Here is a 26,020-nt window from a genome sequence, read left to right as displayed (position 1 = left end):
CCTTGTTCATCGGCGCGGCTTGCGCCCCTTCATCTTGTTGGCCGCCTTCTTCACGGCGGACTTGAAAGCCTGCATGGCCGATTGGGGTCCGGCCTCGACGCGTTCGGCCGCCACGGGCGCCACCGCCTCGGCGCCCTTGCTGCGTGACCCCCGCTTGGCCGACGCTTTGGCCGGCGTGCCGCCGGCCGGGGGCGCGCCCTTGTCCTTCGCGTTGCGGGCCGGCAGTTCCTCGCCTTCACGCACCAGGCGGAAATCGATCTTCCGGCCATCGAGGTCGACCCGGCTCACCTGCACCCGCACGCGCGTGCCGATGGCATAGCGGATGCCGGTGCGCTCGCCGCGCAGCTCCTGGCGCATCTCGTCGAACTTGAAGTACTCGCCACCGAGTTCGGTGATGTGCACCAGCCCCTCGACGTACATCGCGTCGAGCGTGACGAAGATGCCGAAGCTCGTGGCCGAACTGACCACGCCGCCGTACTCCTCGCCCAGGTGCTCGCGCATGTACTTGCACTTGAGCCAGGCCTCGACGTCGCGGCTGGCCTCGTCGGCGCGCCGTTCGTTGGCGCTGCAATGCAGGCCCGCGGCCTGCCAGGCCTGCACCTCCTTGGTCGGTGCGACCGTCGCCTTCTGCGGCTTCTCGGTCGGCGCCTTGACGCGCGAGGCGAGCCGCTTGGCCAGCTTGGCATGCGCCTCGCCCGGTGTGGGCAGCATCGGCAGCGTGTACTTCTGCCGGTTGAGGATCGCCTTGATCACGCGGTGCACCAGCAGGTCGGGATAACGCCGGATCGGGCTGGTGAAGTGCGTGTAGGCCTCGTAGGCCAGGCCGAAGTGACCGCTGTTGATGGGCGTGTAGATCGCCTGCTGCATCGAGCGCAGCAGCATGGTGTGGATCTGCTGCGCGTCGGGCCGCTCCTTGGTGGCCTCGGCGATGGCCTGGAACTCGCCCGGCCGCGGATCGTCGGTGATGCTCAGGCCCACGCCCATGGCCTTCAGGTAGCCGCGCAGGATCTCCTTCTTCTCCGGCGTCGGGCCCTCGTGCACGCGGAACAGGCCCGGGTGCTTGCTCTCGTTGATGAAGTCGGCACTGCAGACGTTGGCCGCCAGCATCGCTTCCTCGATCAGGCGGTGCGCCTCGTTGCGGGTGCGCGGCACGATCTTCTCGATCCGGCCAGCGTCGTCGCAGACGATCTGCGTCTCGGTGGTCTCGAAGTCCACCGCGCCGCGGCGGCTGCGCTGCTTGAGCAGTGCCTTGTAGACATCGGCCAGGTTCAGCAGGTCCTTCACGCGGTCCTTGCGCTTGGCCGCTTCGGGGCCGCGCGTGTTGCCGAGGATCGCCGCCACTTCGGTGTACGTGAAGCGCGCGTGGCTGAACATCACGGCCGGGTAGAACTGGTAGGCGTAGATCTCGCCGTCGGCCGCCACCAGCATGTCGCAGACCATGCACAGCCGCTCGACCGAGGGGTTGAGCGAGCACAGGCCGTTGCTGAGCTTCTCCGGCAGCATCGGGATCACCCGGCGCGGGAAGTAGACGCTGGTCGCGCGGTCGTAGGCATCGATGTCGATCGGCGAACCGGTGTGCACATAGGCGCTCACGTCGGCGATCGCCACCAGCAGCCGCCAGCCCTTGCCGCGGCCGACCTTGGCCGGCTCGCAATACACCGCATCGTCGAAGTCGCGTGCGTCCTCGCCGTCGATGGTGACCAGCGGCACGTCCGTCAGATCGATGCGGCCCTTCTTGTCGGCCGGACGCACCTTGTCGGGAATGGCTTTCGCCTCGGAAAGGCAGGCCTCCGAGAACTCGTGCGGCACGCCGTACTTGCGCACCGCGATCTCGATCTCCATGCCGGGGTCGTCGATCTCGCCCAGCACTTCCTTGACCCGGCCCACGGGCTGGCCGAACAGCGCGGGCGGCTCGGTGAGCTGCACCACCACCACCTGCCCCACCTTGGCGGGACCGGTCGCGCCCTTGGGGATCAGGACGTCCTGACCGTAGCGCTTGTCTTCGGGTGCGACGAGCCAGATGCCGCCTTCGTGCAGCAGGCGGCCGATGATCGGCTGCTCGGGACGCTCGACGATCTCAACCACGCGCCCCTCGGGGCGACCGCGCCGGTCCTGGCGCACGATGCGCGCCTTGACGCGGTCCTTGTGGAGCACCGCGCGCATCTCGTTGGGCGGCAGATAGATGTCGGCTTCGCCGTCGTCACGTTGCACGAAGCCGTGCCCGTCGCGATGACCTTGCACGGAACCCTCGAATTCATCCAGCAAGCCGCTGGGATGGCCATTATTTTTGATATGATCTCCTTCTTTCCTGAAATTCAAAACATCGCTGCTTCGGCAGTCATGTGGGCCCAGATGGCGGAATTGGTAGACGCACTAGTTTCAGGTACTAGCGAGTAACATCGTGGAGGTTCGAGTCCTCTTCTGGGCACCAAGTTTAAACAGACCTTTACCAGGTCATCCGATTGAAGCCACCGGTCTCCGGTGGCTTTTTTCATGGCCGCTCGAAACGCGATCGAGCGTGCCGCGTGCGCAAGCTGCGCCTGCACATCTGAAATACGCACAAAAATTTTCACGTCGAAGCCCAACTTGGCGAAAAGTGCCCCGTTTTTTGAGTATGATCGCAGTCTTCGCTGAGAAGCGATGCATAGAAGCTTCGGCAGATATGACGCCCAGATGGCGGAATTGGTAGACGCACTAGTTTCAGGTACTAGCGAGTAACATCGTGGAGGTTCGAGTCCTCTTCTGGGCACCAAATTCAAACTGACCCCCGCCAGGTCATTCAAGAAAAGCCACCGGTCTCCGGTGGCTTTTTTCTTGCCTGCTTGAATCAGCGACAAGGCCATTAGACCGGCAGCGCGATCAGGTCATGGCCCTCGACGCCCACGATGCGTGCGCGCGTGAACTCGCCGACCTTCAGCGTCTTGCTGATCTTCTCGGGCGGCAGCAGCCGCACGGTGCCGTCGATCTCGGGCGCGTCGGCGTAGGTACGGCCCACACCACCCTTGCGGCCCAGGCCCGGCGCGGAATCGACCAGCACCTGCATGGTCGCGCCGATGCGGCGACGCAGCTTGGCGGTCGACACGGCCTCGGCCACCTCCATGAAGCGGGCGCGGCGCGCCTCGCGTTCGGCCTCGGGCAGCATGCCCGGGATGTCGTTGGCGGTCGCACCCTCGACCGGGCTGTAGGCGAAACAACCCGCGCGGTCGATCTCGGCCTCGCGGATGAAGTCCAGCAGGTGCTCGAACTCCTCTTCCGTCTCGCCGGGGAAGCCGGCGATGAAGGTGCTGCGGATCACGAGCTCGGGACACACCTCGCGCCAGCGCGCGATGCGCTCGAGGTTGCGCTCGCCGCTGGCCGGCCGCTTCATGCGGCGCAGCACGTCGGGATGGCTGTGCTGCAGCGGCACGTCGAGGTAGGGCAGCACCTGGCCGCTCGCCATCAAGGGGATCACTTCGTCGACGCTCGGGTACGGGTAGACGTAGTGCAGGCGGACCCAGGCGCCGTAGGGCTCGGCGATCTCGCCCAGCGTGCGCACCAGTTCCAGCATGCGCGTCTTCACCGGCTTGCCATCCCAGAAGCCGGTGCGGTACTTCACGTCCACGCCGTAGGCCGAGGTGTCCTGGCTGATCACCAGCAGCTCCTTCACGCCGCCTTCGAACAAGGCCTTGGCCTCGCTCAGCACGTCGCCCACCGGCCGCGACACCAGGTCGCCGCGCATCGACGGGATGATGCAGAAGGTGCAGCGGTGATTGCAGCCTTCGCTGATCTTGAGGTACGCGTAGTGCCGCGGCGTGAGCTTCAGGCCGGCCACGCCGAAGGCGTTGGGCACCAGGTCGATGAAGGGGTCGTGCGGCTTGGGCAGGTTGGCATGGACCGCATCCATGACCTCCTGCGTCGCATGCGGGCCGGTCACGGCCAGCACGCTGGGATGCATCTGGCGCACCAGGTTGCCGCCCTCCTCGCCCGCCTTGGCGCCGAGGCAGCCGGTCACGATCACGCGGCCATTGGTGGCCAGGGCCTCGCCGATGGTGTCCAGGCTTTCCTTGACGGCATCGTCGATGAAGCCGCAGGTGTTGACGATCACCAGGTCGGCGCCCTCGAAGGTCTTCGAGGTCTGGTAGCCCTCGGCGCTGAGCCGGGTCAGGATCAATTCGGAGTCCGTCAATGCCTTGGGGCAGCCAAGGCTCACAAAGCCGACCTTGGGGGCGGCTTGCGGGACGGTTCGTTCGGGGGAGACAACTTCACTCATGGGCCTATTGTCCCAGTTAAACCAGGATCCCACCGACGTGAAGCGCAGGCAAGGTGTCGATGAGGTCGATTCAGGGCCGCTTGATGCCGAAGGCGCCCAGCACCTGCTCGGTGTTCTTCTGCATCTGGTCCTGCATCTGGTCGAAGATGCTCTTGGACTGCTCGACGTAGTTGCCCATCAGGCCCTGCAGCATCGGCGACTGGATGGTCATGAAGCGGGCCCACATCTCGGGCGTCAGCTCCTCGGCCTTCTCGGTCAGCTGGGCCTGCATGTCGGTCAGCGCCTGGATGTTCTTCTCGAGATAGGGGCCCATGTAGCCCTGCATGGCCTGGCCGTAGAAACGGATGATGCTGGCCAGCACCGGCTCGGTGAACATCGGCGCCCCGCCCGCCTCGGCCTCGAGGATGATCTGCAGCAGGATGCTGCGCGTCAGGTCTTCGCCGGTCTTGGCGTCGCGCACCACGAAGGAGGCACTCTGCATCACCAGTTGCTTGACCTCGGCCAGCGTGATGTAGGTGGAGGTGTTGGTGTCGTAGAGCCTTCGGTTCGGGTACTTCTTGATCACTCGCTGGACCGGTTTGTCGCCGGACTTCTTGCTCTGCACTGAGGACTCCTTCAGGTGTTCACGCCGAAGGCGCGCAAACGATTCTAGGGAGCGGTTTTGCTGCACCGCGCCAAGGTTTACCCTGACCGAGCGGACAGATCTCAAGCTTCGGTCGCGTACTCGGCCCCGCACACCCTGCACAGCGCGGAATCGGGCCGCTCATCGCTGGGTTGCCGATAGTGCAAAGGACTCTTGATGGCCGTGAAGACCCAGCACCGCGGGCAGTGCGGCTGGTCGGCGGCCGGCAGGTAGGCCCGGGCCCGCTGCTCGGCGCGCTCGCGCGTCACGGGTGCGCCCTGGCGCAGCGCGCGCGCAACGTCGGCCGCGGCCATGGTGCCCGTCCGGCCGCTGGCCTGGTCGCTGAGGCCGTAGACCACGCGCGCGAACTCCAGCGGCGCATGACGCAACAGCGCCGCGACACGCGAGGCATCGCTCGACGGATCCGCCACCAGCGCGGGCAAGTTGGTCACGACCAGAACCTCAAAGAATGTGAATCAAGGTACCACAGACTGCGGCGGGCGGGCCATCCAACCAAAGCGGGAGGCCGCGCCTGAAGAACAGCCAAGCGGCCACCCTCGCCATTGCCGAATCCAAGGAATGAATTGACGCCAATGCGTGCGGCAATAAAAAAAGCCTTCCAAATCTATTGATTTGGAAGGCTCTCTACCAATGGTTAATTGGTAGGCGCGATTGGATTCGAACCAACGACCCCCACCATGTCAAGGTGGTGCTCTAACCAACTGAGCTACGCGCCTAGATGTCGTTTTCGAGAAGCATCTATTGTAGCATCCAAAATGAGCGTTTTCAGCGGCGACGTGAAGATCTCACGCCATTCACTGAAGAAACCACCTTGAGCACTTGCGTCAGGCGCGCGGCGTCCGAGATCTCGACGGTGAAGGTCATCCATGCCGTGCCCTTGATCGACTGGGTCTGCACGCCGATCACGTTCATCTTCTCGCGCGCGAACACATCGGAGATGTCGCGCAGCAGGCCCTGGCGGTCGGCCGCCTCGACCGCGACGTCGACCGCATAGAGCGCGGCCTCCTCCGCCTTGGGTCGGCCCCACTCAACCTCGATCACGCGCTCGGGGTTGTGGCCCGCCATCGTGCGGAAGTTGCTGCAGTCGCGGCGGTGCACGCTGACGCCGTGGCCGCGCGTCACGAAGCCGCCGATCGCGTCGGGCGGCACCGGCCGGCAGCACTTGGCCAGCTGCGTCATCAGCGAAGACACGCCCACCACCAGCACGCCGCCCTTGGAGGCCTTGTCGCTGGCGCGGGACTTCTTGAGCTGCACGCCGTCGTCGGCGCCCGGTGCGGGCTCGGGCGGGCGCAGCAGCATCTCGATGTTGCGCAGCGAGAACTCGTCCTTGCCCACCACCTCGAACAGGTGGTCGGCCGACTTGAAGCCCAGTTGCGAGGCCAGGTCCTCCAGCCGCGTGGACGTCTTGCCTTCGCGCTGCAGCAGTTTCTCGACCGCCTCGCGGCCCTTGGCGATGGTCTCGTGCGTGACCTGCGCATTGAACCAGGCGCGCACCTTGGCGCGCGCGCGGTGGCTGGCCAGGTAGCCCAGTTCGGCGTTGAGCCAGTCGCGCGAGGGGCCGCCCTCCTTGGCCGCAATGATCTCCACCGTCTGGCCGTTCTGCAGCGGCGTGTTGAGCTGCACCATCACGCCGTCGATGCGCGCGCCGCGGCAGCGGTGGCCCAGGCTGGTGTGCACCGTGTAGGCGAAGTCGACCGCGGTCGCGCCCTGCGGCAGTTCGACGATCGCCGCATCGGGCGTCAGCACATAGATGCGGTCCTCGAACAGGCCCTGGCCCTGCTGGCCGCCCGACAGGTCGCGCTCCCAGGCCAGCAGCTGGCGCAGCACCGCGATCTTGGCGTCGTACTCGCCGCTGGCCCAGACGCCGGCATAGCCCTTGTGGCCTGCTTCCTTGTAGGCCCAGTGCGCCGCCACGCCGTGCTCGGCATGGTCGTGCATCTCCTCGGTGCGGATCTGGATCTCGATCGGCTTGCCCGGCTTGCCGTCGGCCGGCTTGCGCACCACGGTGTGCAGCGACTGGTAGCCGTTGGGCTTGGGCCGGGCGATGTAGTCGTCGAACTCCTCGTCGAGCGGCTGGAAGTGCGAATGCACCCAGGCCAGCGCGGCATAGCAGTCCTTGACGTCCGACACCACCACGCGCAGCGCGAGGATGTCGAAGACCTGCGCGAAGTCCAGCGACTTGCCGCGCATCTTCTTCACGATGCTGTAGATGTTCTTGGGCCGGCCCTGCACCTTGGCCTGGATGCCCTCGCCCTTGAGCTCCTGCTCGAGCTGCAACCGCAGCTGCTCGACATAGCCTTCGCGCTCGACCCGCTTCTCGTCGAGCAGGCGGGCAATCAGCTTGTAGGTCTCGGGCTCGAGAAAACGGAAGGACAGGTCCTCGATTTCCCACTTGACCTGCCAGATGCCCAACCGGTTGGCCAGCGGCGCGAAGACCTGCAGCGATTCGCGCGCCACGTTCTCGGCCACCGGCTCCTTGGTAGCCGCGGCATAGCGCAGCGTCTGCAGCCGCGAGGCCAGCCGCAGCATCACCACGCGCAGGTCGCGCGAGAACGCCAGCAGCATCTTGCGCACGTTCTCGGTCTGGGCACTGTTGCCGTCGGCGGCATGCACGCCGGCCGTGGCCGAACGCGCCTGCTTCTGCACATGGACCAGCTTGGTGGTCTCGACCGCCAGCGCCGCGAAGTTGTCGCCGAAGACCTTGGCGATGACTTCCTGCGGACGGTTCAGGTGCTGGCAGGAATAGACCAGGTAGCTGGCCGCCTGCATCGCCTCGGAGCCGCCCATGGCGGCCACGATCTTGGCCACCGCATCGGCGTGCGCGAGGGTGTTCTCGCCGGTGTCGAGGGTCTCGTCGGCGATCAGGGGTTCGGCGAAGGCACGCGCGCGGCCCAGCATGTTCTCCATGACCGGCGTGCGTTCGGCCGTCGCCGCCGACAGGGGGTAGTCGACCACGGTGGCTTCGCCGCCGGCCCGAGCCGGCACGGGGGAGGAATCGCGCTTCACGTATCGAACAGGAAAGAAGTGACGGCCGCGCTCTGCGCCGGCGCCACGAAGGTGGGTGCATGGCCCACGCCCTCGAATTCCACGAGCCGGGCACGTGGCCCGCGTTGCGTCATGGCGAGCGCGGTCGGGGGCGACAGCAGGTCGGATTGCGCGCCGCGCGTGAGCAGCGTGGGCGCGGTGATGGCGTCGTAGAGCGCCCACATCACGGCTTCGCCCTGCGCCGCGATCTCGGGCGTGATGGCGCGGAAGGGCACGGCGATGGCCGGGTCGTAGTGCAGCACGAGCGGGCCGTCGGCCGGTGCATCCACCGACGACAGCTTGGCCGTGCCCTCGCCCGTGCGCTGCGCCGCGGGCGCGACCATGTGCTGCGACAAGGCCAGCCATTGCGCGGGCGTGTGCGGGCCGAAGCTCTGCGAGATCGCCCACATCGCGTCGGCAGCTTCCTGCAGCGACGCGAAGCGCCCCACCTTGCCCAGGTAGAGGCCGATGCGCTGCAGCGCCCCGGCATCGATGGTCGGGCCGACGTCGTTCAGCACCAGCCGGTGCACCGGCGCGGGCAGCGGCAATTCGCGGTGGCCAGCCAGGATCAAGCCGATCAGGCCGCCCATGCTGGTGCCCACATGGTCGAAGCGTTCGATCGGCGCCTGGCCGTGCAGCTGCATCAGCAGCGCGACCATGTCCGCCGCATAGAGCGGCAGCTGGTAGCCGTCGGGGTCGCGCAGCCAGTCGCTCCGGCCGCGGCCGACCACGTCGGGGCAGACCACACGCACCCGGCCGCCCGCGCGCGCGACGATCGCCTGCGCGAGCAGGTCGAAATCGCGGCCCTGGCGCGACAGGCCATGCACGCACAGCACCACATGCGGGCTGCGGTCGTCGCCCCACTGCCAGTACGCCATGCGGTGACCGCCTTGCGCATCGGCGCACGGCACAAAAGACAAGGTCGGTTCAGTCATGAGCGGGGGGCGAATTCGGGGTCGGATAATCGGCTCGTTGCATCCTAATTCATCCGGAGATTGATCATCATGCTCAAAGGCAAGACCGCCCTTGTGACGGGGTCCACCAGTGGCATCGGGCTGGCCATCGCCAAGGCGCTGGCGCAGCAAGGCGCGAACATCGTGCTGAACGGTTTCGGCGACGCCGAAGCACCGCAGCAGCAGATCGCCGCGCTCGGCGTGGAAGTGGCTTATCACGACGCCGACATGAGCCAGCCGGCGCAGATCGAAGCCATGATGGCCTTCGCCGCCCAGCGTTTCGGCCGCGTCGACATCCTGGTCAACAACGCCGGCATCCAGCATGTGGCGAAGATCGAGGACTTCCCGGTCGAACGCTGGGACGCGATCATGGCCATCAACCTGAGCAGCGCCTTCCACACCACGCGGCTGGCGATCCCGGCGATGCGTGAGGCCAACTGGGGCCGCATCCTCAACATCGCCTCGGCGCACGGCCTGGTGGCCTCGGCGCAGAAATCGGCCTATGTGGCCGCCAAGCACGGCATCGTGGGCTTCACCAAGGCCGCAGCCCTGGAGCTCGCCACCACCGGCGTCACCAGCAACGCGATCTGCCCGGGTTGGGTGCTGACGCCGCTGGTGCAGAAGCAGATCGACGACCGCGCCGCGCGCGAAGGCATTTCGCTGTCGCAGGCGCAGAACGAACTGCTGGGCGAAAAGCAGCCCTCGCTGCAGTTCACTACGGTGGAGCAGCTGGGCGGCCTGGCGGTGTTCCTGTGCTCGCCAGCGGCCGACCAGGTGCGCGGCGTGGCCTGGCAGATGGACGGCGGCTGGACGGCGCAGTAGCCCGCGCTTCGATTTACTACTTGAGCTGCACCGCGCCCGAGACGCTCACCACCACCGAGGTCTTGCCGGCCTCGATCGGCACCGGCGCGTCGGCCGACATGGCCTTGGCCTGCATGGCCATCATGCGCGGGCGGATCGGGCCGCCCTCGTTGGCGTTGACCGAGACCTCGCGCAGCGTGTAGCCCGAGAAGCCGAAGCCCTGGGCCAGCTCGGTGGCCTTCTGCTTGAAGGCCTCGATGGCGATGGACTGCGCCTCGGTCTCGACCTTGGCACGCTGCTCGCGGCTCAGGCCGAAGCCGACGTTGCCGACGGTCAGCGTGCTGATCTTGCCCGCAGTCTGCGTGATGCGTGGGAAGTCGCGGCCTTCGAGCACCAGCTCGGTCGAGCCCTGCCAGCCGTTGATCTTGCCTTCGCGGGTGTAGCGCGGCGACAGGCTGAAATTGCCGGTGCGCACGTCGAGCTGGCCGGGCTGCGCGTTCTTGCGGGCTTCGGTCAGGGCGGCGTCGAGCGCGGCCTTGAGCTGGTTCTGCACCGTGGCGGCATCGGCCGCGTCACGCGAGGTGCTCAGGGTCATGCTCAGCAGGTCCTGCTGCACCTCCACGGTGCCGCTGGCGGACAGCTGCAGCACGTTCTGAGGCGGCGGGGTGTCGGCCATGGCGGCCACGGCGGCACAACCCAGTACGGCCAGCGCCGCGATCGATTTCATTGCGTTCAAGAGTTCCCCTTGGATTTGGTATGGAAAGACAGAGACGGCCCCGGGCACCGGAGCGCCGGGGCGTCGGCTCAGGGCCGTTGACTGCGCGGCAGCGTGAACTGGCGTGAATCCGGCTGTGGCACGGACGGATCCGAGACCACGGGCTGCACGGCCCTGGGTGCATCGTAGCGCGGCGTCCATTGCTGCCGCACCTGGCTGCGCAGTTCGGCGAGCTCGGAAGGCGTGAGGCGGCGACCGGCCGCGGCCTCTTCCCGCTGCAGCTCCTCGCGCTGCGAGGACCGGTGGCTCTCGACCGCCCTGCGCACCTCGGACCGGGTGGCGCCACCGACCTGCAGGATGCCGTTGGGCGCCGCCCACGACATGGAAGAGGCGGAGGCGATCAGCAGAATCGGCAGCAGGTGGGCAATGGATCTCATGGGCGGCGAAGAGCGGAGACGACGCCACTTTGCCACTAAGATTTGCCCGCGCCGGGGTCCCGCGGCGAATGTAGGCAAGTTGTGTAACTTAGTGTCAGACAAGCACATAAAGCCCCCGTATGGGCGGCCAACGGCATCAGAATCGCTACTGTTACAAATCACCGTTGTAGAAATGAATCAGACTCCTGCCCGTACCGACAAGGTCGTGATCGTCGACGACGATGCCCGCATCCGCGACCTGCTCCGCCGCTACCTGACCCAGGAGGGTTTCGAGGTGATCGTCGCGGAGGACGGCAAGGCCCTCAACCGCATCCTGCTGCGCGACACGGTCGACCTGATCGTGCTCGACCTGATGATGCCCGGCGAAGACGGCCTGTCGGTCTGCCGCCGCCTGCGCGCGGCCAACGACCGCACCCCCATCATCATGCTGACCGCCAAGGGCGAAGACGTCGACCGCATCGTCGGCCTGGAGGTCGGCGCCGACGACTACCTGGGCAAGCCCTTCAACCCGCGCGAGCTGCTGGCCCGCGTGCACGCGGTGCTGCGCCGCCGTCCGCCGCTCGAGGCGCCCGGCGCGCCCTCGACCGACAACGAGACCGTCAACTTCGGCCCCTTCAGCTTCGACCTGGGCTCGCGCACGCTCAAGAAGGACGGCGAAGAGCTGTCGCTGACCACCGGCGAGTTCGCGATGCTCAAGGCGCTGGTGCGCCATCCGCGCCAGCCGCTGTCGCGCGAAAAGCTGGCCCAGCTGGCGCGCGGCCGCGAATTCGAGCCCTTCGACCGCAGCCTCGACGTGCAGATCTCGCGCCTGCGCAAGCTGGTCGAGTCGGATGCCGCCGCGCCGCGGTACATTCAGACGGTGTGGGGCGTGGGCTACGTGTTCGTTCCGGACGGTACGACCTGAAGCACGGCTGATGTACCCGGAGGCCACGGGCCCGAACACCACCCAACCGACGCCGCTTTCCGACGACGGGCCGCAGGTCACGATGCCCAGCCCGCTCGAGGGCATGGCGCAGGCACGGCGCCACCTGGGGATCAAGCTCGGCCTGAGCCTGTTCTGGCGCACCTTCTTCCTGCTGGCGCTGCTGCTCTTCGGCTGCACCTTCGCCTGGCTCCAGTCCTTTCGCGCGCTCGAGTACGAGCCGCGCGCCATCCAGACCGCCCACCAGATCGCCTCGCTGGTGAACCTCACGCGCGCGGCGCTGGTGTATTCGGATGCGATCACCCGCGTCTCGCTGATCAAGACCCTGGCCGACCAGGAAGGCGTGCGCATCCTGCCGCGCGAGCCCAACGACCGCTTCGAGCCCTACACCAGCGGCACGCTCGACCAGCGCGTGACCGAGGAGCTGATCGACCAGCTGGGCGAAGGCACGACCGTGGCCAGCCGGGTCAACGACGAGCCCGGCCTGTGGATCGGCTTCACCATCGAGAGCGACACCTACTGGCTGCTGCTGGACCCGACGCGCTTCAGCCGCGTGGGTGGCCGCACCTGGCTGGTCTGGCTGATCACCGCGATCACGCTCTCGCTGGCCGGCGCGGCGCTGATCACGCGCTTCATCAACCGCCCGCTCAAGCAGCTGTCGCGCGCCACGCTGCAGGTGCGCGAGGGCGAGTACGAGGCGCACCGGCTCGACGAGCGCGCGCGCACCAACGAGATCCGCGCGGTCAACATCGGCTTCAACCGCATGGCCGACCAGCTGGCCAAGATCGAGCAGGACCGCGCCATCATGCTGGCCGGCATCTCGCACGACCTGCGCACGCCACTGGCGCGGCTGCGGCTGGAAACCGAGATGAGCGTGGCCGACGAGGATGCGCGCGAGCACATGGCGGCCGACATCGCGCAGCTCGACGCGATCATCGACAAGTTCCTCGACTATGCGCGGCCCGACCACGTCGATTTCCGGCCGGTGCTGCTGCGCGACGTGATCGATGCCTGCACCTACGCCGTCCAGGACCATGACGACATGCAGATCAAGGTCGACGTGCCGCCCGACCTGCGCGTGATGGCCGACGAGGTCGAGCTGCAGCGCGTGATCTCCAACCTGGTGGAGAACGCGCGCCGCTACGGCCGCACACCGGCCACCGGCGTGGCCGACGTGACGATCCAGGCGCAGGCGCACGACGAGGCGGTGCTGATCAAGGTGCGCGACCACGGCGCCGGCGTCGCGCCGGCCATCCTGTCGCAGCTGACCAAGCCCTTCTTCCGCGGCGACACCGCGCGCACCTCGGCCGCCGGCGCCGGGCTGGGCCTGTCGATCGTGGCCAAGAACATCGAGCGCATGGGCGGCACCTTCGCGCTCACCAGCACGCCGGGGCGCGGCTTCGCGGCCCATATCCGGATGCCACGCGCCATGCCCAGCAAGTCGCTGGGGCTGCACGGCAAGAAGAGCTGAGCGCTCCGGCTAGCGGTGCAGCAGCGCGATCGCGCGCGCTTCCATCGCCCTGCCCTCGCCCACCGGGCCCAGCTTCTCGGCCGTCTTGGCCTTCACGTTGACCTGCGCCGGCGCCAGGCCCAGCGTCTGCGCGATGCGCTCGCACATGGCCGGGATGTGGGGCGCGAGCTTGGGCGCCTGCGCGATCACGGTGCTGTCGACGTTGCCGATCTGCCAGCCCGCGGCGCGCACGCGGCGCGCGGCCTCGGCCAGCAGCACGGCCGAATCGGCGCCGCGGAACTGCGCGTCGGTGTCGGGGAAATGCCGGCCGATGTCGCCCAGGCCGGCCGCGCCCAGCAAGGCGTCGGTGATCGCATGCAGCAGCACGTCGGCATCCGAATGGCCCAGCAGGCCGGTGCTGTGCGGCACCTCGATGCCGCCCAGGATCAGCTTGCGGCCGGCCACCAGCTGGTGCACGTCCCAGCCCTCGCCCACGCGGATGTCGAAAGAGGGTTTGGCGGCGGTGCTCATGGGGTTCCCGGGTTGCGGCGCGCGAGCAGCACGGCTTCGGCCAGTGCGAAATCCTCGGCGTAGGTGACTTTGAAATTCTGGGCGCTGGCGGCCACCAGCAAGGGCTCCAGGCCCAGCGCCTCGACCGCGCCGGCCTCGTCGGTGACGGCATCGCCGCTCCTGTCCAGCGCGTCGAGCAAGAGGCCGATGCGGAACATCTGCGGCGTCTGCGCCAGCCACTTGTCGGTGCGCGCCAGCGTGTCGGTGACGCGGCCTTCGGCCGAGGCGATCTTGAGCGTGTCGGCCAGCGGGTGCGCGAGCAGGCCGCCGACGGCATCGCGTTCGCAGGCCGCGATCAAGGCTTCAACCTGCGCCGGCGTGATCAGGCAGCGTGCTGCATCGTGCACCAGCACCCAGTCCTGCAGCCCGGCGCCGGCCTGGCACAGGGCCTGCAGGCCCGCATGCACGGTGGCGGCGCGGGTGGGCCCGCCGACGCGCAGCAGCTGTTCGCCCGCGGCCGGGAAGCCCGGCAGCTGCGCGGCGGCCTCGCTGTCGTCTGCCGAGACCACCAGCGCCAGCGTGGCGAAGCGGCCGGGCAGCGCGCGGAAGGCATCGAGGGTATGCGCCACCATCGGCCGGCCGGCGATGCGCCGGTACTGCTTGGGGCCGTCGCCGCCGGCGCGGCTGCCCGAACCGGCGCAGGGAATAAGGACGTGGAGGCGAGGAACAGGGGGAACGGTCATGAAGGACGCAGGGACGCTCGAGAAGCGCCCAGCAGCAAAGAGGCTGCCATTCTAGAATCGACCGTCTCACACCCCTCGCCCGTCGGCGCGGGGTGTTCTGCATTTTCCGAAGCACTTCATGGACCTTCCCGTTCTCACCGCCGGCAAGCGATTCACGCTGCCGCGCCCCCCGCTGTCCGCCGACGCGCTGCTGTTGGCCGAACTGGCCGAGCGCGAGAAGAAGGCCGGCCGTGCAACCGCGATCTTCACCGCCGACGCCAACGACGCGCAGCGCCTCATCGACGAGATGGTGTTCTTCGCCCCCGGCCTGCGCTGCGCGCTGTTCCCCGACTGGGAGACGCTGCCCTACGACAGCTTCTCGCCGCACCAGGACCTGATCAGCGAGCGGCTGGCCACGCTGTGGCGCATCAGCCAGAAGGAAGCCGACGTCATCCTGGTGCCGGCCACCACCGCGCTCTACCGGCTGGCGCCGCCGGCCTTCCTGGCCGGCTACACCTTCCATTTCAAGACCCGGCAGAAACTGCAGGAATCGAAGCTCAAGGCCCAGCTCACGCTGGCCGGCTACAGCCATGTGACGCAGGTGGTGAGCCCGGGCGAGTACGCGGTGCGCGGCGGGCTGATCGACCTGTTCCCGATGGGTTCGCTGGTGCCCTTCCGGGTCGACCTGTTCGACGACGAGATCGACTCGATCCGCACCTTCGACCCTGACACCCAGCGCAGCCTGTACCCGGTGCCCGAGGTGCGGCTGCTGCCGGGCCGCGAGTTCCCGATGGACGACGACGCGCGCGCGCGCTTTCGCAGCCGCTGGCGCGAGCTGCTCGAGGGCGACCCGACCAAGAGCCGGATCTACAAGGACATGGGCAACGGCGTCGCGACCGCCGGCATCGAGTACTACCTGCCGCTGTTCTTCGAGGAGACGGCGACGGTGTTCGACTACCTCGGCGGCGAGGCCACGGTGGTGCTGCACGGCGAGCTCGAGCCGGCCTTCCAGCACTTCTGGCAGGACGCGGCCGAGCGCTACCGGCTGGTGCGCGGCGACCCCGAACGGCCCGCACTGCCGCCCGATGCGCTGTTCCTCAACGCCGAGCAGTTCTATGCGCGCGCCAAACCGCATGCGCAGCTGGCGATCCGTGGTTCTGCCACCGAGGCGCCCTATGCCGAATTCGACGTGCTGCCGCCCTTCGCGGTGGTGCGCGGCGCCGAGGACCCGCTGACCCGGCTCAAGGACTACATCCGCGCCACGCCCAGCCGCCTGCTGCTGATCGCCGAAAGCGACGGCCGGCGCGAGAGCCTGCTCGACTTCCTGCGCGCCAGCGGCGTGAGCCCGCCGTCCTTCGATTCGCTGGACGAGTTCGAGGCCGACGGCGCCGAGAAGATCGGCATCGCCACCGCGGCGCTGGCCTCGGGCTTCGCCTGGCGCGAGCGCGGCATCGACTTCGTCACCGAGACCGAGCTGTTCGCCGCCGCGCCGACCGCGCGCCGGCGCAACAAGCGCCAGGAACAGGTCAGCGACGTCGAGGCGCTGATCAAGGACCTGTCCGAGCTCAAGGTGGGCGACCCGGTGGTCCACACCGCGCACGGCATCGGCCGCTACCGCGGCCTGATCAACATGGACCTGGGCCAGGGCAAGGATGCCGAGGGCCAGCCGCTGCTGCAGGAGATGCTGCACCTGGAGTACGCCGACAAGGCCACGCTCTACGTGCCGGTGAGCCAGTTGCACCAGATTAGCCGCTACACCGGCGTCAGCGCCGACGAGGCGCCGCTGCACAAGCTGGGCTCGGGCCAGTGGGAGAAAGCCAAGCGCAAGGCCGCCGAACAGGTGCGCGACTCGGCCGCCGAGCTGCTCAACATCTATGCGCGCCGCGCGGCGCGCCAGGGCCATGCCTTCCGCTACTCGGCGGCCGACTACGAGGTCTTCGCCAACGACTTCGGCTTCGACGAGACGGCCGACCAGAAGGCCGCCATCCACGCCGTGATCCAGGACATGATCTCGCCGCAGCCGATGGACCGCCTGGTCTGCGGCGACGTGGGCTTCGGCAAGACCGAGGTCGCGCTGCGCGCCGCCTTCATCGCCATCACCGGCGGCAAGCAGGTGGCCTTCCTCGCGCCCACCACGCTGCTGGCCGAGCAGCACTACCAGACGCTGGTCGACCGCTTCAGCAAGTGGCCGGTCAAGGTGGCGGAGATGAGCCGCTTCCGCTCGGCCAAGGAGATCGGCACCGCCGCCAAGGGCTTGGCCGACGGCAGCGTCGACATCGTGGTCGGCACCCACAAGCTGCTCAGCGAATCGGTCAAGTTCAAGAACCTGGGCCTGCTGATCATCGACGAGGAGCACCGCTTCGGCGTGCGCCACAAGGAGGCGATGAAGGCCATGCGCGCCGAGGTCGACGTGCTCACGCTCACCGCCACGCCGATCCCGCGCACGCTGGGCATGGCGCTCGAGGGCCTGCGCGACCTGAGCGTGATCGCGACCGCGCCGCAGCGCCGGCTGGCGATCAAGACCTTCGTTCGCACCGAGGGCAACGGCGTGATCCGCGAGGCGGTGCTGCGCGAACTCAAGCGCGGCGGCCAGGTCTACTTCCTGCACAACGAGGTCGAGACGATCGAGAACCGGCGCCAGAAGCTGGAGGAGATCCTGCCCGAGGCCCGCATCGCCGTGGCCCACGGCCAGATGCCCGAGCGCGAGCTCGAACGCGTGATGCGCGACTTCGTGGCGCAGCGCTACAACATCCTGCTGTGCTCGACCATCATCGAGACCGGCATCGACGTGCCGACCGCCAACACCATCGTGATGAGCCGCGCCGACAAGTTCGGCCTGGCGCAGCTGCACCAGCTGCGCGGCCGCGTGGGCCGCTCGCACCACCAAGCCTATGCCTACCTGATGGTGCCCGACATCGAGGGCCTCACCAAGCAGGCGGCGCAGCGGCTCGACGCGATCCAGCAGATGGAGGAGCTCGGCTCGGGCTTCTACCTCGCGATGCACGACCTGGAGATCCGCGGCACTGGCGAGGTGCTGGGCGAGAGCCAGAGCGGCAACATGATGGAGATCGGCTTCCAGCTCTACAACGAGATGCTCAGCGAGGCGGTGCGCGCGCTCAAGGCCGGCGAGGAGCCCGACCTGCTGTCGCCGCTGCACGTCACGACCGAGATCAACCTGCACGCGCCCGCGCTGCTGCCCGACGACTACTGCGGCGACGTACACCTGCGGCTGTCCTTCTACAAGAAGCTCGCGACCGCGCGCACGCCCGACCAGATCGACACACTGCTCGAAGAGATCGTCGACCGCTTCGGCAAGCTGCCGCCGCAGGCGCAGACGCTGATCGACACTCACCGGCTGCGCGTGCTCGCGCGGCCCTACGGCGTGGTCAAGGTCGATGCCGCGCCCGGCGTGATCCACATCAGCTTCAAGAAGGACCCGCCCATCGATTCGATGGCGATCATCCACCTGATCCAGAAGAACAAGCACATCAAGCTGGCCGGCAACGACAAGCTGCGCATCGAACGCGAACTCAAGGAACCCAAGGACCGGGCCCAGATGGTGCGCGACGTGCTGCGCAGCCTGGGGCAGCCGATCGTCAGGGAGAGTGCTGCACCGGTCGTATAAGTGCGCCGCACTTATATAATTGGCGTTGTCATTTCGTAGACGGAGGTCGCTGTGTCTCAAGTCACCATTTATCTGGAAGAAGACACGCTGGCGGCTGCCAAGGCGGCAGCCGCGCGTTCGCAGATGTCGCTGAGCAAATGGTTCGCGCAGTTCGCCGAGGCCGAGAAGCAAAAGCCAAAGCAAAGCTGGAGCGAATTCTTCGCCGAGATCGATCGCCTGCGCGCCGCAGGCCTCGACGATGGCTGGGACGAACTGCTCGACAACCGCCACGGTGATCTCGGCACCGATGCGCCGAGAGAGGCGTTTTGAAATACCTGCTCGACACCGACACGCTGATCTATGTCTACAAGCGCGCCGGCCGCTGCCTGGAACGCCTGAGCCAGCACGCTGAAACGGACATCGCACTGAGCGCCGTCAACCTGTTCGAGCTGGAGTTCGGCATGGCCAAATCCGCCAACCGTGCCCCGATGGATCGCTACGTGGCCGGCATCTGCAGCCGATTCACCGTGCTGGATTTCGATCGGGCAGCGGCCCGCCATGCCGGCGCGGTGCGCGCGCACCTGCAGGCGCAAGGCACGCCGATCGGTCCTTACGACCTTCAGGTGGCGGGCGTCGCACTCGCTCACGACCTGACCGTCGTCACCCGCAACGTTCGCGAGTTCTCTCGCATACCCCATCTTCGTGTCGAGAACTGGCACGACTGACATGACCCTTGCTCAAGCTTCCTCCCCCGGCCTCGTCCTCCAGCGCGTCGCGTCGACGCTGAAGCTGGCCGACTTCCGACTGATCGCCTTCGACATGGACTCGACGCTGATCAACATCGAATGCATCGACGAGATCGCCGACGCGGTCGGCAAGAAGGCCGAGGTGGCGGCGATCACCGAAGCCACCATGCGCGGCGAGATCAAGGACTTCAAGGAAAGCCTGCGCCGCCGCGTGGCGCTGCTGCGGGGCGTGCCGGTCACGGCGCTGCAGCAGGTCTACGACGAACGGCTGCGGCTCAATCCCGGGGCGGCGGAGCTTGTGGGCGCGTGCAAGACCGCGGGCCTCAAGGTGCTGCTGGTTTCGGGCGGCTTCACCTTCTTCGCCAACCGGGTGAAGGAGCGGCTGGGCATCGACTTCGCGCGCTCCAACCTGCTGGCCGAGGCCGACGGCCACCTCACGGGCGAGGTCGTGACGCAGAGCTGGGGCGACATCTGCGACGGCGCCGAGAAGCGCCGCACGCTGCTGGAAGTCGCCTCGCTGATGGGCGTCACGCCGCAGCAGTGCATCGCCGTGGGCGACGGCGCCAACGACCTGCCGATGATGGGCGAGGCCGGCCTGTCGGTGGCCTTCCACGCCAAGCCCAAGGTGCGCGAGCAGGCCATGGTCGCGATCAACGAAGGCGGCCTGGACCGGCTGCTCGAAGTGCTGCGCTGAGCGGCAGCCTAGCGCGGATAGGGGCGGTGCAACGCCACGTCCGGATTGAGCCGCACGCCGAAGCCCGGCTTGTCCAGCGCCGAGGCCTTCATGCGGCCGTTGACCGGCACCGGCTCGTCGAGCAGCTGCGGATGGAACATCGGCACCACCTGGTCGGCCTGCGGCGCCATCATCAGGAACTCGGCAAAGGGGCTGTTGTGCCGCGTGATCACGAAGTGGTAGCTGTAGACCGATGAGCCGTGCGGCACCACCAGCTTGCCGTGCGCATCGGCCAGGCTGGAGATCTTGAGCAGCTCGGTGATGCCGCCGCACCAGCCGACGTCGGGCTGGATGATGTCGCAGCACTGCATCTCGAGCAGCAGCCGGAAGCCCCAGCGCGTGGCCTCGTGCTCGCCGGTCGTGACCATCAGCCCGCGCGGCACGTTGCGGCGCAGCTCGGCATAGCCCCAGTAGTCGTCGGGCGGCAGCGCCTCCTCGATCCATTTCAGGCCGTGCTCGTTGCGCGCGGCCGTGGCCAGGCGTGTGGCGTACTCCAGGTCCAGGCTCATCCAGCAGTCGAGCATCAGCCAGAAGTCGTCGCCGACCTTGGCGCGCATGTCGCCGAGCATGTCGAGGTTCTTCTTCAAGCCCTCCTCGCGCTCGGCCGGTCCGTGGTGCAGCGGCATCTTGCCGCCGATGAAGCCCATCTGCTTGGCCAGGTCGGGCCGCGCGCCGGTCGCGTAGAAGGTCAGCTCGTCGCGCACCGGGCCGCCCAAGAGCGCGTGCACCGGCTCCTTGCGCACCTTGGCCAGCAGGTCCCACAGCGCGAGGTCCACGCCCGAGAGGGTGTTGATCACGATGCCCTTGCGGCCGTAGAACAGCGTCGCGTTGTACATCTGGTCCCACATGCGCTCGATGTCGGTCACGGGCGAGCCTTCGAGGAAGCGCGCCAGGTGCTTCTCGACGATCCAGCAGCCCAGGTCGCCGCCGGTCGTGACCGAGAAGCCCACCGTGCCGTCGCTGGCCTCGATCTCGACCACCAGCGTACCCAGCACGTTGAGGCCGAAGCTCTGGCGGCTCTGGCGGTAGGCCGGGTACTTGCTCATCGGCGTGGCGATGTGGTCGTCGATCCAGTGGTCGGCGCCCTGGTCGTGGTAGTCGGCGCCGCCGCCGCGCACGGTGAAGGCGCGGACGTGGCGGATGGTGGGCATGCTCATGGCGGGGTTCCTTGTGGGGGGGATGGGAGGTGTCAGTGCTGCGTGCGCAGCCCGGCGGTCGGCGAGCGCAGCATCAGGAAGAGCAGCGCGCCGATCAGCGTGGTGAAGGCCAGCAGGTTGAGTCCGGCGCTGGGCGAGGCGAAGGCCTGCTCGGCCCAGGTCTTGACGTTGGGCGCGACGAAGCCGCCCAGCGCGCCCAGCGAATTGATCAGCGCGATGCCGCCGGCCGCGGCCGCGCCGCCCAGGTAGGCGGTGGGGAAGCTCCAGAACAGCGGCTGCACCGCGATGAAGCCCGCGGCCGCGAAGCACAGCGCGAACAGTGCCAGCACCGGCGAGGCCGCATTGACCGACACCGCGATGCCCAGGCCCGAGACGGCCAGCGTCACGAGGGCGATCAGCGCATGTCTGCCGCTGCGTTCGGCCAGGCGCGGGATGAACCAGGCCGCGGCCAGCGCGCAGACCCAGGGGATGGCGGTGACGAAGCCCACTTCGATGCCGACCTTCTTGCCCAGCAGCGCCGCGACCTGCGTGGGCAGGTAGAACACCACGCCGTACACGCTGACCTGGATCAGGAAATAGATCACCGACAGGAACAGCACGCGGCCGTTGGTCAGCGCCTTCCACACGGTGCCCGGGCCGTGCGCGTTCTTGTGCTGTTCCTCGGCGTGGATCGCGTCGGTCAGCAGCTTGCGCTCGGTCGCCGACAGCCACTTCGCATCGGCCGGCTTGTCGTCGAGGTACCAGTAGGCCCAGACGCCGACGATCGAGGCCATGACGCCCTCGACCAGGAACAGCCATTCCCAGCCCTTGAGGCCCCAGACGCCGTCGAGTTCCAGCAGCAGGCCCGACAGCGGGCTGCCGAAGATGAAGGCCAGCGGCGCGCCGAAATAGAACATGCCCAGCACCCGGGTGCGCGACTGCGCGGGGAACCACTGCGTGAGGAAGTAGATGACGCCCGGGAAGAAGCCGGCCTCGGCCACGCCCAGCAGGAAGCGCAGCGTGTAGAACAGCATCTCGGTGTGGGCGAACATCAGGCCGGCCGAGACCAGGCCCCAGGTCACCATGATCCGGCACATCCAGACGCGGGCGCCCACGCGGTGCATGATCAGGTTGCTCGGCACCTCGAACAGCGCATAGCCGATGAAGAAGATGCCGGCGCCGAAGGCGAACATCGCGTCCGACAGGCCGGTGTCGAGCTGGAAGGCCTTCTTCGCGAAGCCGACGTTGGCGCGGTCCAGGAAGGCCAGCACGTACATCAGCAGAAGAAAGGGCACCAGGCGCCGGATCGCCTTGGCGACCACGCTGTCGAGGGCGGTCTGCGCCGCGGAGGGAAAGCTCATGGTTGTCTCCTGAGGGTGGGCTGCCGGCGTGCCGGTGCCCGGGCGCCCACGGCCACGCAGGCGCCCTGTAAAAGGACGAGTTTTTCGAGAAAGGGGAAGCGATGCGGCCCGCGGCCGCGCCGCCGCGCCGTCAGTAGGTCGCGCGGCCGCCCGAGGCGTCGAACACGCTGCCGGTGGTGAACGAGCATTCCTCGCTCGCCAGCCAGCCGATCACGGCCGCGATCTCGTCGACCGCGCCGAAGCGGCCCATCGGGATCTTCGACAGCATGAATTCGATGTGCTGCGGCGTCATCTGGTCGAAGATGGCGGTGCGCACCGCGGCCGGGGTCACGGCGTTGACCGTGATGTTCGACTTCGCCAGTTCCTTGCCCAGCGACTTCGTCAGGCCGATCACGCCGGCCTTGGAGGCGCTGTAGGCCGAGGCGTTGGGATTGCCTTCCTTGCCCGCGACCGAGGCGATGTTGACGATGCGCCCGTACTTGCCGGCCAGCATGTACGGCACCACGGCGCGGTTGCAGTGGAACAGGCCGTTGAGGTTGACGTCCATCACCTGGCGCCATTGGTCGACCGGGTATTCGGCCAGCGGCACGTTGGGGCCGGTGATGCCGGCGCTGGCGACCAGCACGTCGATGCCGCCCAGCGTCGCGGCCGCCTGTGTCGCCGCGGCCTCGACCTGGGCCCAGTCGGCCACGTCGACCCGGATGCCGGAGGCCTTGGCGCCCAGCGCCGCCACGGCCGCATCGATGGCCGGCTGGCTGATGTCCCAGAGGCTCACGCTGCCGCCTTCCGCGACGAAGCGGGTGGCGAAGGTCAGGCCGATGCCGGCGGCGCCGCCGGTGATGACCGCGCGGCGGCCTTCGAAACGCTTGGGGTAAACGGTGCTCATGTCTGCATGTCTCTGTTGTTGTGGATGGCCGCACTGTAGGCGGACGCCCCATTGCGTTCCAATCAATTCTTTGGGCGTACCATTTCCAGAATGGAATACCGAATCGATGCCCCTTCGACCGCGCCGCGGCTGGTGAACCGGCTGCGGCTCAAGCACTGGGCGCTGCTGGCCGCGCTGGCCGACACGCCCGTGCTCGCGCATGCGGCCTCGGCCATCAGCGTGACCCAGCCTTCGGCCACCAAGATGCTGGCCGACATCGAGCAGGCCTTCGAATTTCCGCTGTTCGAGCGCCATTCGCGCGGGCTGCGGCCCACGCCGCTGGGCGACGAGGTGGTGGCTTATGCGCGCCAGTCGCAGGCCGGGCTGGCACGCTTCCTCGAGGCGCTGGAGGTCAAGCGCCGCGGCGGCCACGGGCAGCTGGTGGTGGGCGCGATCATGGGCGCGGCGCCCGACGTGGTGGCGCGCGCGGTGGCCGACATCAAGCAGCGCCGGCCCTTGCTGAACCTCCGCATCCTGGGCGAGACCAGCGACCAGATCGGCGAGCTGCTCGAGCGCCACGACATCGAGCTGGCCGTGGGGCGCCTGTCCACGCTGCGCCAGCGCCATGCCTTCGACTTCGTGCCGCTGGCCAACGAGGTGATGCAGATCGTGGTGCGCCGCGGCCACCCGCTGCTGCGCCAGCGCCAGCTCGGTTTCGACGCGCTGATGGCCTGGCCCTGGGTGCTGCAGCCGCTGACCAGCCCGGCGCGCCAGCTGCTCGAGGACGAGTTCGCGGCGGTGCGGCTGGGCACGCCGGCCAACATCGTGGAATGCGCCTCGGTGTTCGCCACGCTGCAGCTGTTGCAGACCAGCGATGCGGTCGGCGCGCTGCCCGAATCGGTGGTGCGCGACCATGTGAACGCACGCCTGCTGCGCGTGCTGCCGGTGGCCATCGGCAAGGACCTGAAGGGCTTCGGCGTGCTCACCCGCAACGGCGAGCCGCTGTCCGAAACGGCCGCGGACTTCGTGGCCTGCCTGCACCGCTATGCGCAACCGGCCGACAGGTCCGCGGTGCCAGCCTAGGGATTTCCACTGTCGCGCGCGGGCGCGAAATCGGCCCGGGGAATGTGACACTGGCACGGCCGAACTCCCGGCTTTTCTTCGAAACAAGGAAGTGTTGCCATGCCGTCATCCTCATTCCTGCGCCGGACCTGGATCGCCGCGCTCTGCGCCTGCGCCACCGGCGCCATGGCCCAGGCCGCTTCGCCGCCGCCCGCTCAGCTTCAGACCCTCGTCAACGGCATGTACCCGTCGCTCGAGACGCTCTACAAGGACCTGCACGCGAACCCCGAACTGGCCTTCCAGGAAGTCCGCACGGCGGCCCGGATGGCCGAGGAGATGCGCAAGCTGGGCTTCGAGGTCACGGAGAAGGTCGGCGGCACCGGCGTGGTGGCGCTCTACCGCAACGGCGCCGGGCCCACGGTGCTGGTGCGCACCGAACTCGACGCGCTGCCGATGGAGGAGAAGACCGGCCTGCCCTATGCCAGCAAGGCCAAGGCCCAGTCCAACGGTCGCGAGACCTTCGTTGCCCACAGCTGCGGCCACGACATCCACATGGCCAGCTGGGTCGGCACGGCGCGCACGCTGCTGGCGCTGAAGGAGCAATGGAAGGGCACGCTGATGTTCGTCGCGCAGCCGGCCGAGGAAACCGTGTCGGGCGCCAAGGCCATGATCGCCGACGGCCTGTTCACGCGCTTCCCCAAGCCCGACTTCGCCTTCGCGCTGCACACCTCGCCCTCGCCCTACGGCTTCGTCGGCTACCGGGTCGGCCCGACCAGCTCGAATTCCGATTCGTTGGAGATCACCTTCAAGGGCCGGGGCGGCCATGGGTCCGCGCCCGACAAGACCATCGACCCGATCACGATCGCGGCCCGCTTCATCACCGACGTGCAGACCGTGGTGAGCCGGGAGAAAGACCCGGCCGAGTTCGGCGTGGTGACGGTCGGCGCGATCCAGGGCGGCACGGTCGGCAACATCATCCCGGATGCGGTGGTGCTGCGCGGCACCATCCGTTCCTACAAGCCCGAGGTGCGCGAGAAGCTGCTGGCGGGCATCCGCCGCACGGCCAATGCGGCGGCCCTGATGGGCGGCGCGCCCGAGCCGGAGGTGGCGCTGGTCTCGGGCGGTTCGGCGGTGGTCAACGACGGGACGGTGGCCAACCGCACGGCGGCCGCGCTCCGGTCGGCCCTGGGCAACGCGCAGGTGGTGCAGGTGCCAGCGATCACCGCGAGCGAGGACTTCTCGGAGTTCCTCAACGCCGGGGTGCCGGGCATGATGTTCTTCGTCGGCGTGCTGTCACCCGACGAGGTGGCTGCCTCGCGCAAGCCGGGCGGCAAGCCGCTGGCCTTCAACCATTCGCCCTTCTTCGCGCCGGTGCCCGAGCCGTCGATCAAGACCAGCGTCGAAGCGATGAGCGTCGCGGTGCTCGCGACGCTGGCGGCGAAGTAGGCGCGGCTACTGGGCGTCGGTGTCCTCCTCGGGCGCGGTGCCCGCCGGGCGCTCGCTGCGCGTCGGGCGCTGGGCGGGCCGGGCCAGCAGCTCGATGTAGAACTGCGGGCCGCCCGCCTTCGCCACACCGTCGATCAGGCCGGTGATGGCCGGGAACTCGACCGCTTCGGCGGATTCCTTGTCGGTGCCGAAACGGGTGTCGAAGGCCCAGAAGTCGCTGCCCTCGGGCAGTTCGCGGCGGCGTTCGCGCTTGATGTACTTGCGGATCTCGTGCTTGATGGCTTCGAGGAGACGGTCGGGGTGCTTGCCCTCGACCTGAAGCTGAAAGGTTTTTCTCATGGGTGATCGTAACGCGCCGGCCGCGCGCGCCTGTGTACAGTCGGTGCCTTCAACGAAAGCAGGTGAGATACATGGCGCGCGCGAACGACTGGGCAGGCAAGGTGATGGCTTTGATCAACGGCGGCAACGCTGCGGCGGCCATCGCGCAGATCAAGGTCGCGCCCTCGGTCAAGGACCTGAAGGCGCTGCAGACCATCATGACGCTGTCGAAGATGAAGGGCCGCTATCCGAACGTGGACGCGGCCGTGGCGGACAACCTGGACCTGCTGGCCGCTCCCCGCCTCCACCGTTCGCCGTGAATC

At 67.9% G+C, this 26,020-nt stretch carries 24 protein-coding genes and 3 tRNA genes; 12 read left to right on the top strand and 15 right to left on the bottom strand.

All coding sequences use genetic code 11. The features are described from left to right. Positions 1-6: 6 nt before the first annotated feature. Positions 7-2,265: a ribonuclease R gene (rnr, locus tag A9977_RS04035; RefSeq protein WP_183023594.1), complete on the bottom strand. Its 2,259-nt coding sequence runs from the start codon at positions 2,263-2,265 to the stop codon at positions 7-9. Positions 2,266-2,346: 81 nt separating this feature from the next. Between rnr and A9977_RS04030 the strand changes: the two genes are divergently transcribed. Continuing rightward, positions 2,347-2,431 (top strand) — tRNA-Leu (locus A9977_RS04030). A gap of 236 nt (positions 2,432-2,667) precedes the next feature. Further along, positions 2,668-2,752 (top strand) — tRNA-Leu (locus A9977_RS04025). A 90-nt stretch (positions 2,753-2,842) separates the two neighbouring features. On the opposite strand, the gene rimO is transcribed toward A9977_RS04025, so the two are convergent. The 6 genes from rimO to A9977_RS03995 all read right to left on the bottom strand — a co-directional run bounded on the left by rimO (position 2,843) and on the right by A9977_RS03995 (position 8,851). Next, positions 2,843-4,249, bottom strand: a complete 1,407-nt coding sequence (rimO, locus tag A9977_RS04020) for a 30S ribosomal protein S12 methylthiotransferase RimO (protein WP_183023593.1) — start codon at positions 4,247-4,249, stop codon at positions 2,843-2,845. 70 nt (positions 4,250-4,319) lie between these two features. Further along, positions 4,320-4,853 carry a polyhydroxyalkanoate synthesis repressor PhaR gene (gene phaR, locus A9977_RS04015; RefSeq protein WP_286548395.1) on the bottom strand — a complete coding sequence of 178 codons (534 nt, stop codon included), beginning with the start codon at positions 4,851-4,853 and terminating at the stop codon, positions 4,320-4,322. Positions 4,854-4,954: 101 nt separating this feature from the next. Continuing rightward, positions 4,955-5,323 carry a hypothetical protein gene (locus tag A9977_RS04010; protein WP_310936086.1) on the bottom strand — a complete coding sequence of 123 codons (369 nt, stop codon included), beginning with the start codon at positions 5,321-5,323 and terminating at the stop codon, positions 4,955-4,957. A 208-nt stretch (positions 5,324-5,531) separates the two neighbouring features. Further along, a tRNA-Val gene (locus tag A9977_RS04005) sits at positions 5,532-5,608 on the bottom strand. Between the two features lie 49 nt (positions 5,609-5,657). Next, entirely contained in the window at positions 5,658-7,799 is a 2,142-nt protein-coding gene (locus A9977_RS04000) for a bifunctional (p)ppGpp synthetase/guanosine-3',5'-bis(diphosphate) 3'-pyrophosphohydrolase (protein WP_183023671.1), read from the bottom strand. A 95-nt stretch (positions 7,800-7,894) separates the two neighbouring features. Beyond that, a complete protein-coding gene (locus A9977_RS03995) occupies positions 7,895-8,851 on the bottom strand; it encodes an alpha/beta fold hydrolase (protein ID WP_183023591.1) in 957 nt (318 codons plus the stop codon). 69 nt (positions 8,852-8,920) lie between these two features. Between A9977_RS03995 and A9977_RS03990 the strand changes: the two genes are divergently transcribed. Beyond that, on the top strand, positions 8,921-9,691 hold the full coding sequence (locus A9977_RS03990; RefSeq protein ID WP_183023590.1) for a 3-hydroxybutyrate dehydrogenase: 771 nt from the start codon (positions 8,921-8,923) through the stop codon (positions 9,689-9,691). Positions 9,692-9,707: 16 nt separating this feature from the next. Here the strand turns inward: A9977_RS03990 and A9977_RS03985 are convergent, their stop codons facing one another. After that, a complete protein-coding gene (locus A9977_RS03985; protein ID WP_183023589.1) occupies positions 9,708-10,397 on the bottom strand; it encodes an SIMPL domain-containing protein in 690 nt (229 codons plus the stop codon). A gap of 77 nt (positions 10,398-10,474) precedes the next feature. Then, on the bottom strand, positions 10,475-10,822 hold the full coding sequence (locus tag A9977_RS03980; RefSeq protein ID WP_183023588.1) for a hypothetical protein: 348 nt from the start codon (positions 10,820-10,822) through the stop codon (positions 10,475-10,477). A gap of 172 nt (positions 10,823-10,994) precedes the next feature. Between A9977_RS03980 and ompR the strand changes: the two genes are divergently transcribed. Beyond that, positions 10,995-11,726: a two-component system response regulator OmpR gene (gene ompR, locus A9977_RS03975; protein ID WP_183023587.1), complete on the top strand. Its 732-nt coding sequence runs from the start codon at positions 10,995-10,997 to the stop codon at positions 11,724-11,726. Positions 11,727-11,808: 82 nt separating this feature from the next. Further along, on the top strand, positions 11,809-13,215 hold the full coding sequence (locus A9977_RS03970) for a sensor histidine kinase (RefSeq protein ID WP_183023670.1): 1,407 nt from the start codon (positions 11,809-11,811) through the stop codon (positions 13,213-13,215). Positions 13,216-13,224: 9 nt separating this feature from the next. On the opposite strand, the gene ispF is transcribed toward A9977_RS03970, so the two are convergent. Next, entirely contained in the window at positions 13,225-13,725 is a 501-nt protein-coding gene (gene ispF, locus A9977_RS03965) for a 2-C-methyl-D-erythritol 2,4-cyclodiphosphate synthase (protein ID WP_183023586.1), read from the bottom strand. Continuing rightward, complete coding sequence (gene ispD / locus A9977_RS03960) at positions 13,722-14,447, bottom strand: 2-C-methyl-D-erythritol 4-phosphate cytidylyltransferase (RefSeq protein WP_183023585.1); 726 nt, start codon at positions 14,445-14,447, stop codon at positions 13,722-13,724. Before ispD ends, ispF begins: the two co-directional genes overlap by 4 nt. A 118-nt stretch (positions 14,448-14,565) precedes the next feature. Here ispD and mfd point away from each other — a divergent pair, with 118 nt between their 5' ends. From mfd to serB, 4 genes are read left to right on the top strand one after another with little or no spacing between them, the layout of a single operon-like run. Beyond that, entirely contained in the window at positions 14,566-18,051 is a 3,486-nt protein-coding gene (gene mfd / locus A9977_RS03955; protein ID WP_183023584.1) for a transcription-repair coupling factor, read from the top strand. A gap of 51 nt (positions 18,052-18,102) precedes the next feature. After that, positions 18,103-18,360, top strand: coding sequence for a hypothetical protein (locus tag A9977_RS03950; RefSeq protein ID WP_183023583.1), 258 nt, complete (start codon positions 18,103-18,105; stop codon positions 18,358-18,360). Beyond that, positions 18,357-18,755 (top strand): type II toxin-antitoxin system VapC family toxin, encoded by a 399-nt coding sequence (locus tag A9977_RS03945; protein ID WP_183023582.1) that lies wholly within the window; start codon positions 18,357-18,359, stop codon positions 18,753-18,755. Before A9977_RS03950 ends, A9977_RS03945 begins: the two co-directional genes overlap by 4 nt. A gap of 1 nt (position 18,756) precedes the next feature. After that, a complete protein-coding gene (gene serB / locus A9977_RS03940; RefSeq protein ID WP_183023581.1) occupies positions 18,757-19,470 on the top strand; it encodes a phosphoserine phosphatase SerB in 714 nt (237 codons plus the stop codon). Positions 19,471-19,478: 8 nt separating this feature from the next. On the opposite strand, the gene rhmD is transcribed toward serB, so the two are convergent. From rhmD to A9977_RS03925, 3 genes are all read right to left on the bottom strand, one after another. Next, positions 19,479-20,666 (bottom strand): L-rhamnonate dehydratase, encoded by a 1,188-nt coding sequence (gene rhmD / locus A9977_RS03935; protein WP_183023580.1) that lies wholly within the window; start codon positions 20,664-20,666, stop codon positions 19,479-19,481. A gap of 32 nt (positions 20,667-20,698) precedes the next feature. Further along, positions 20,699-22,006, bottom strand: coding sequence for an MFS transporter (locus A9977_RS03930; protein WP_183023579.1), 1,308 nt, complete (start codon positions 22,004-22,006; stop codon positions 20,699-20,701). Between the two features lie 130 nt (positions 22,007-22,136). Continuing rightward, complete coding sequence (locus A9977_RS03925; RefSeq protein WP_183023578.1) at positions 22,137-22,892, bottom strand: SDR family NAD(P)-dependent oxidoreductase; 756 nt, start codon at positions 22,890-22,892, stop codon at positions 22,137-22,139. 90 nt (positions 22,893-22,982) lie between these two features. Between A9977_RS03925 and A9977_RS03920 the strand changes: the two genes are divergently transcribed. Both A9977_RS03920 and A9977_RS03915 read left to right on the top strand, forming a co-directional pair. Continuing rightward, entirely contained in the window at positions 22,983-23,954 is a 972-nt protein-coding gene (locus A9977_RS03920; protein ID WP_183023577.1) for a LysR family transcriptional regulator, read from the top strand. A 99-nt stretch (positions 23,955-24,053) separates the two neighbouring features. Beyond that, positions 24,054-25,379, top strand: a complete 1,326-nt coding sequence (locus A9977_RS03915; protein ID WP_183023576.1) for an amidohydrolase — start codon at positions 24,054-24,056, stop codon at positions 25,377-25,379. Between the two features lie 6 nt (positions 25,380-25,385). Here the strand turns inward: A9977_RS03915 and A9977_RS03910 are convergent, their stop codons facing one another. Then, on the bottom strand, positions 25,386-25,718 hold the full coding sequence (locus A9977_RS03910) for a DUF6172 family protein (RefSeq protein ID WP_183023575.1): 333 nt from the start codon (positions 25,716-25,718) through the stop codon (positions 25,386-25,388). A gap of 71 nt (positions 25,719-25,789) precedes the next feature. Here A9977_RS03910 and A9977_RS03905 point away from each other — a divergent pair, with 71 nt between their 5' ends. Beyond that, a complete protein-coding gene (locus A9977_RS03905; protein ID WP_183023574.1) occupies positions 25,790-26,017 on the top strand; it encodes a hypothetical protein in 228 nt (75 codons plus the stop codon). The last annotated feature ends 3 nt before the right edge of the window (positions 26,018-26,020 follow it).

It is taken from the genome of Variovorax sp. UMC13, from assembly GCF_014170375.1.
Lineage (GTDB): Bacteria > Pseudomonadota > Gammaproteobacteria > Burkholderiales > Burkholderiaceae_C > Variovorax.
The sequence above is the reverse complement of the archived record's forward strand: the minus strand, read 5'-3'. Positions and strand labels throughout refer to the sequence as shown.

Bases quoted from the DNA above. Each gene is read 5' to 3' on its own strand.
- rimO (WP_183023593.1), bottom strand. From the start codon at position 4,249: ATGAGTGAAGTTGTCTCCCCCGAACGAACCGTCCCGCAAGCCGCCCCC.
- A9977_RS04000 (WP_183023671.1), bottom strand. From the start codon at position 7,799: ATGGAGAACATGCTGGGCCGCGCGCGTGCCTTCGCCGAACCCCTGATC.
- A9977_RS03995 (WP_183023591.1), bottom strand. From the start codon at position 8,851: ATGACTGAACCGACCTTGTCTTTTGTGCCGTGCGCCGATGCGCAAGGC.
- A9977_RS03990 (WP_183023590.1), top strand. From the start codon at position 8,921: ATGCTCAAAGGCAAGACCGCCCTTGTGACGGGGTCCACCAGTGGCATC.
- A9977_RS03985 (WP_183023589.1), bottom strand. From the start codon at position 10,397: ATGAAATCGATCGCGGCGCTGGCCGTACTGGGTTGTGCCGCCGTGGCC.
- A9977_RS03980 (WP_183023588.1), bottom strand. From the start codon at position 10,822: ATGAGATCCATTGCCCACCTGCTGCCGATTCTGCTGATCGCCTCCGCC.
- ompR (WP_183023587.1), top strand. From the start codon at position 10,995: ATGAATCAGACTCCTGCCCGTACCGACAAGGTCGTGATCGTCGACGAC.
- A9977_RS03970 (WP_183023670.1), top strand. From the start codon at position 11,809: ATGCCCAGCCCGCTCGAGGGCATGGCGCAGGCACGGCGCCACCTGGGG.
- ispF (WP_183023586.1), bottom strand. From the start codon at position 13,725: ATGAGCACCGCCGCCAAACCCTCTTTCGACATCCGCGTGGGCGAGGGC.
- ispD (WP_183023585.1), bottom strand. From the start codon at position 14,447: ATGACCGTTCCCCCTGTTCCTCGCCTCCACGTCCTTATTCCCTGCGCC.
- mfd (WP_183023584.1), top strand. From the start codon at position 14,566: ATGGACCTTCCCGTTCTCACCGCCGGCAAGCGATTCACGCTGCCGCGC.
- serB (WP_183023581.1), top strand. From the start codon at position 18,757: ATGACCCTTGCTCAAGCTTCCTCCCCCGGCCTCGTCCTCCAGCGCGTC.
- rhmD (WP_183023580.1), bottom strand. From the start codon at position 20,666: ATGAGCATGCCCACCATCCGCCACGTCCGCGCCTTCACCGTGCGCGGC.
- A9977_RS03930 (WP_183023579.1), bottom strand. From the start codon at position 22,006: ATGAGCTTTCCCTCCGCGGCGCAGACCGCCCTCGACAGCGTGGTCGCC.
- A9977_RS03925 (WP_183023578.1), bottom strand. From the start codon at position 22,892: ATGAGCACCGTTTACCCCAAGCGTTTCGAAGGCCGCCGCGCGGTCATC.
- A9977_RS03920 (WP_183023577.1), top strand. From the start codon at position 22,983: ATGGAATACCGAATCGATGCCCCTTCGACCGCGCCGCGGCTGGTGAAC.
- A9977_RS03915 (WP_183023576.1), top strand. From the start codon at position 24,054: ATGCCGTCATCCTCATTCCTGCGCCGGACCTGGATCGCCGCGCTCTGC.
- A9977_RS03910 (WP_183023575.1), bottom strand. From the start codon at position 25,718: ATGAGAAAAACCTTTCAGCTTCAGGTCGAGGGCAAGCACCCCGACCGT.
- A9977_RS03905 (WP_183023574.1), top strand. From the start codon at position 25,790: ATGGCGCGCGCGAACGACTGGGCAGGCAAGGTGATGGCTTTGATCAAC.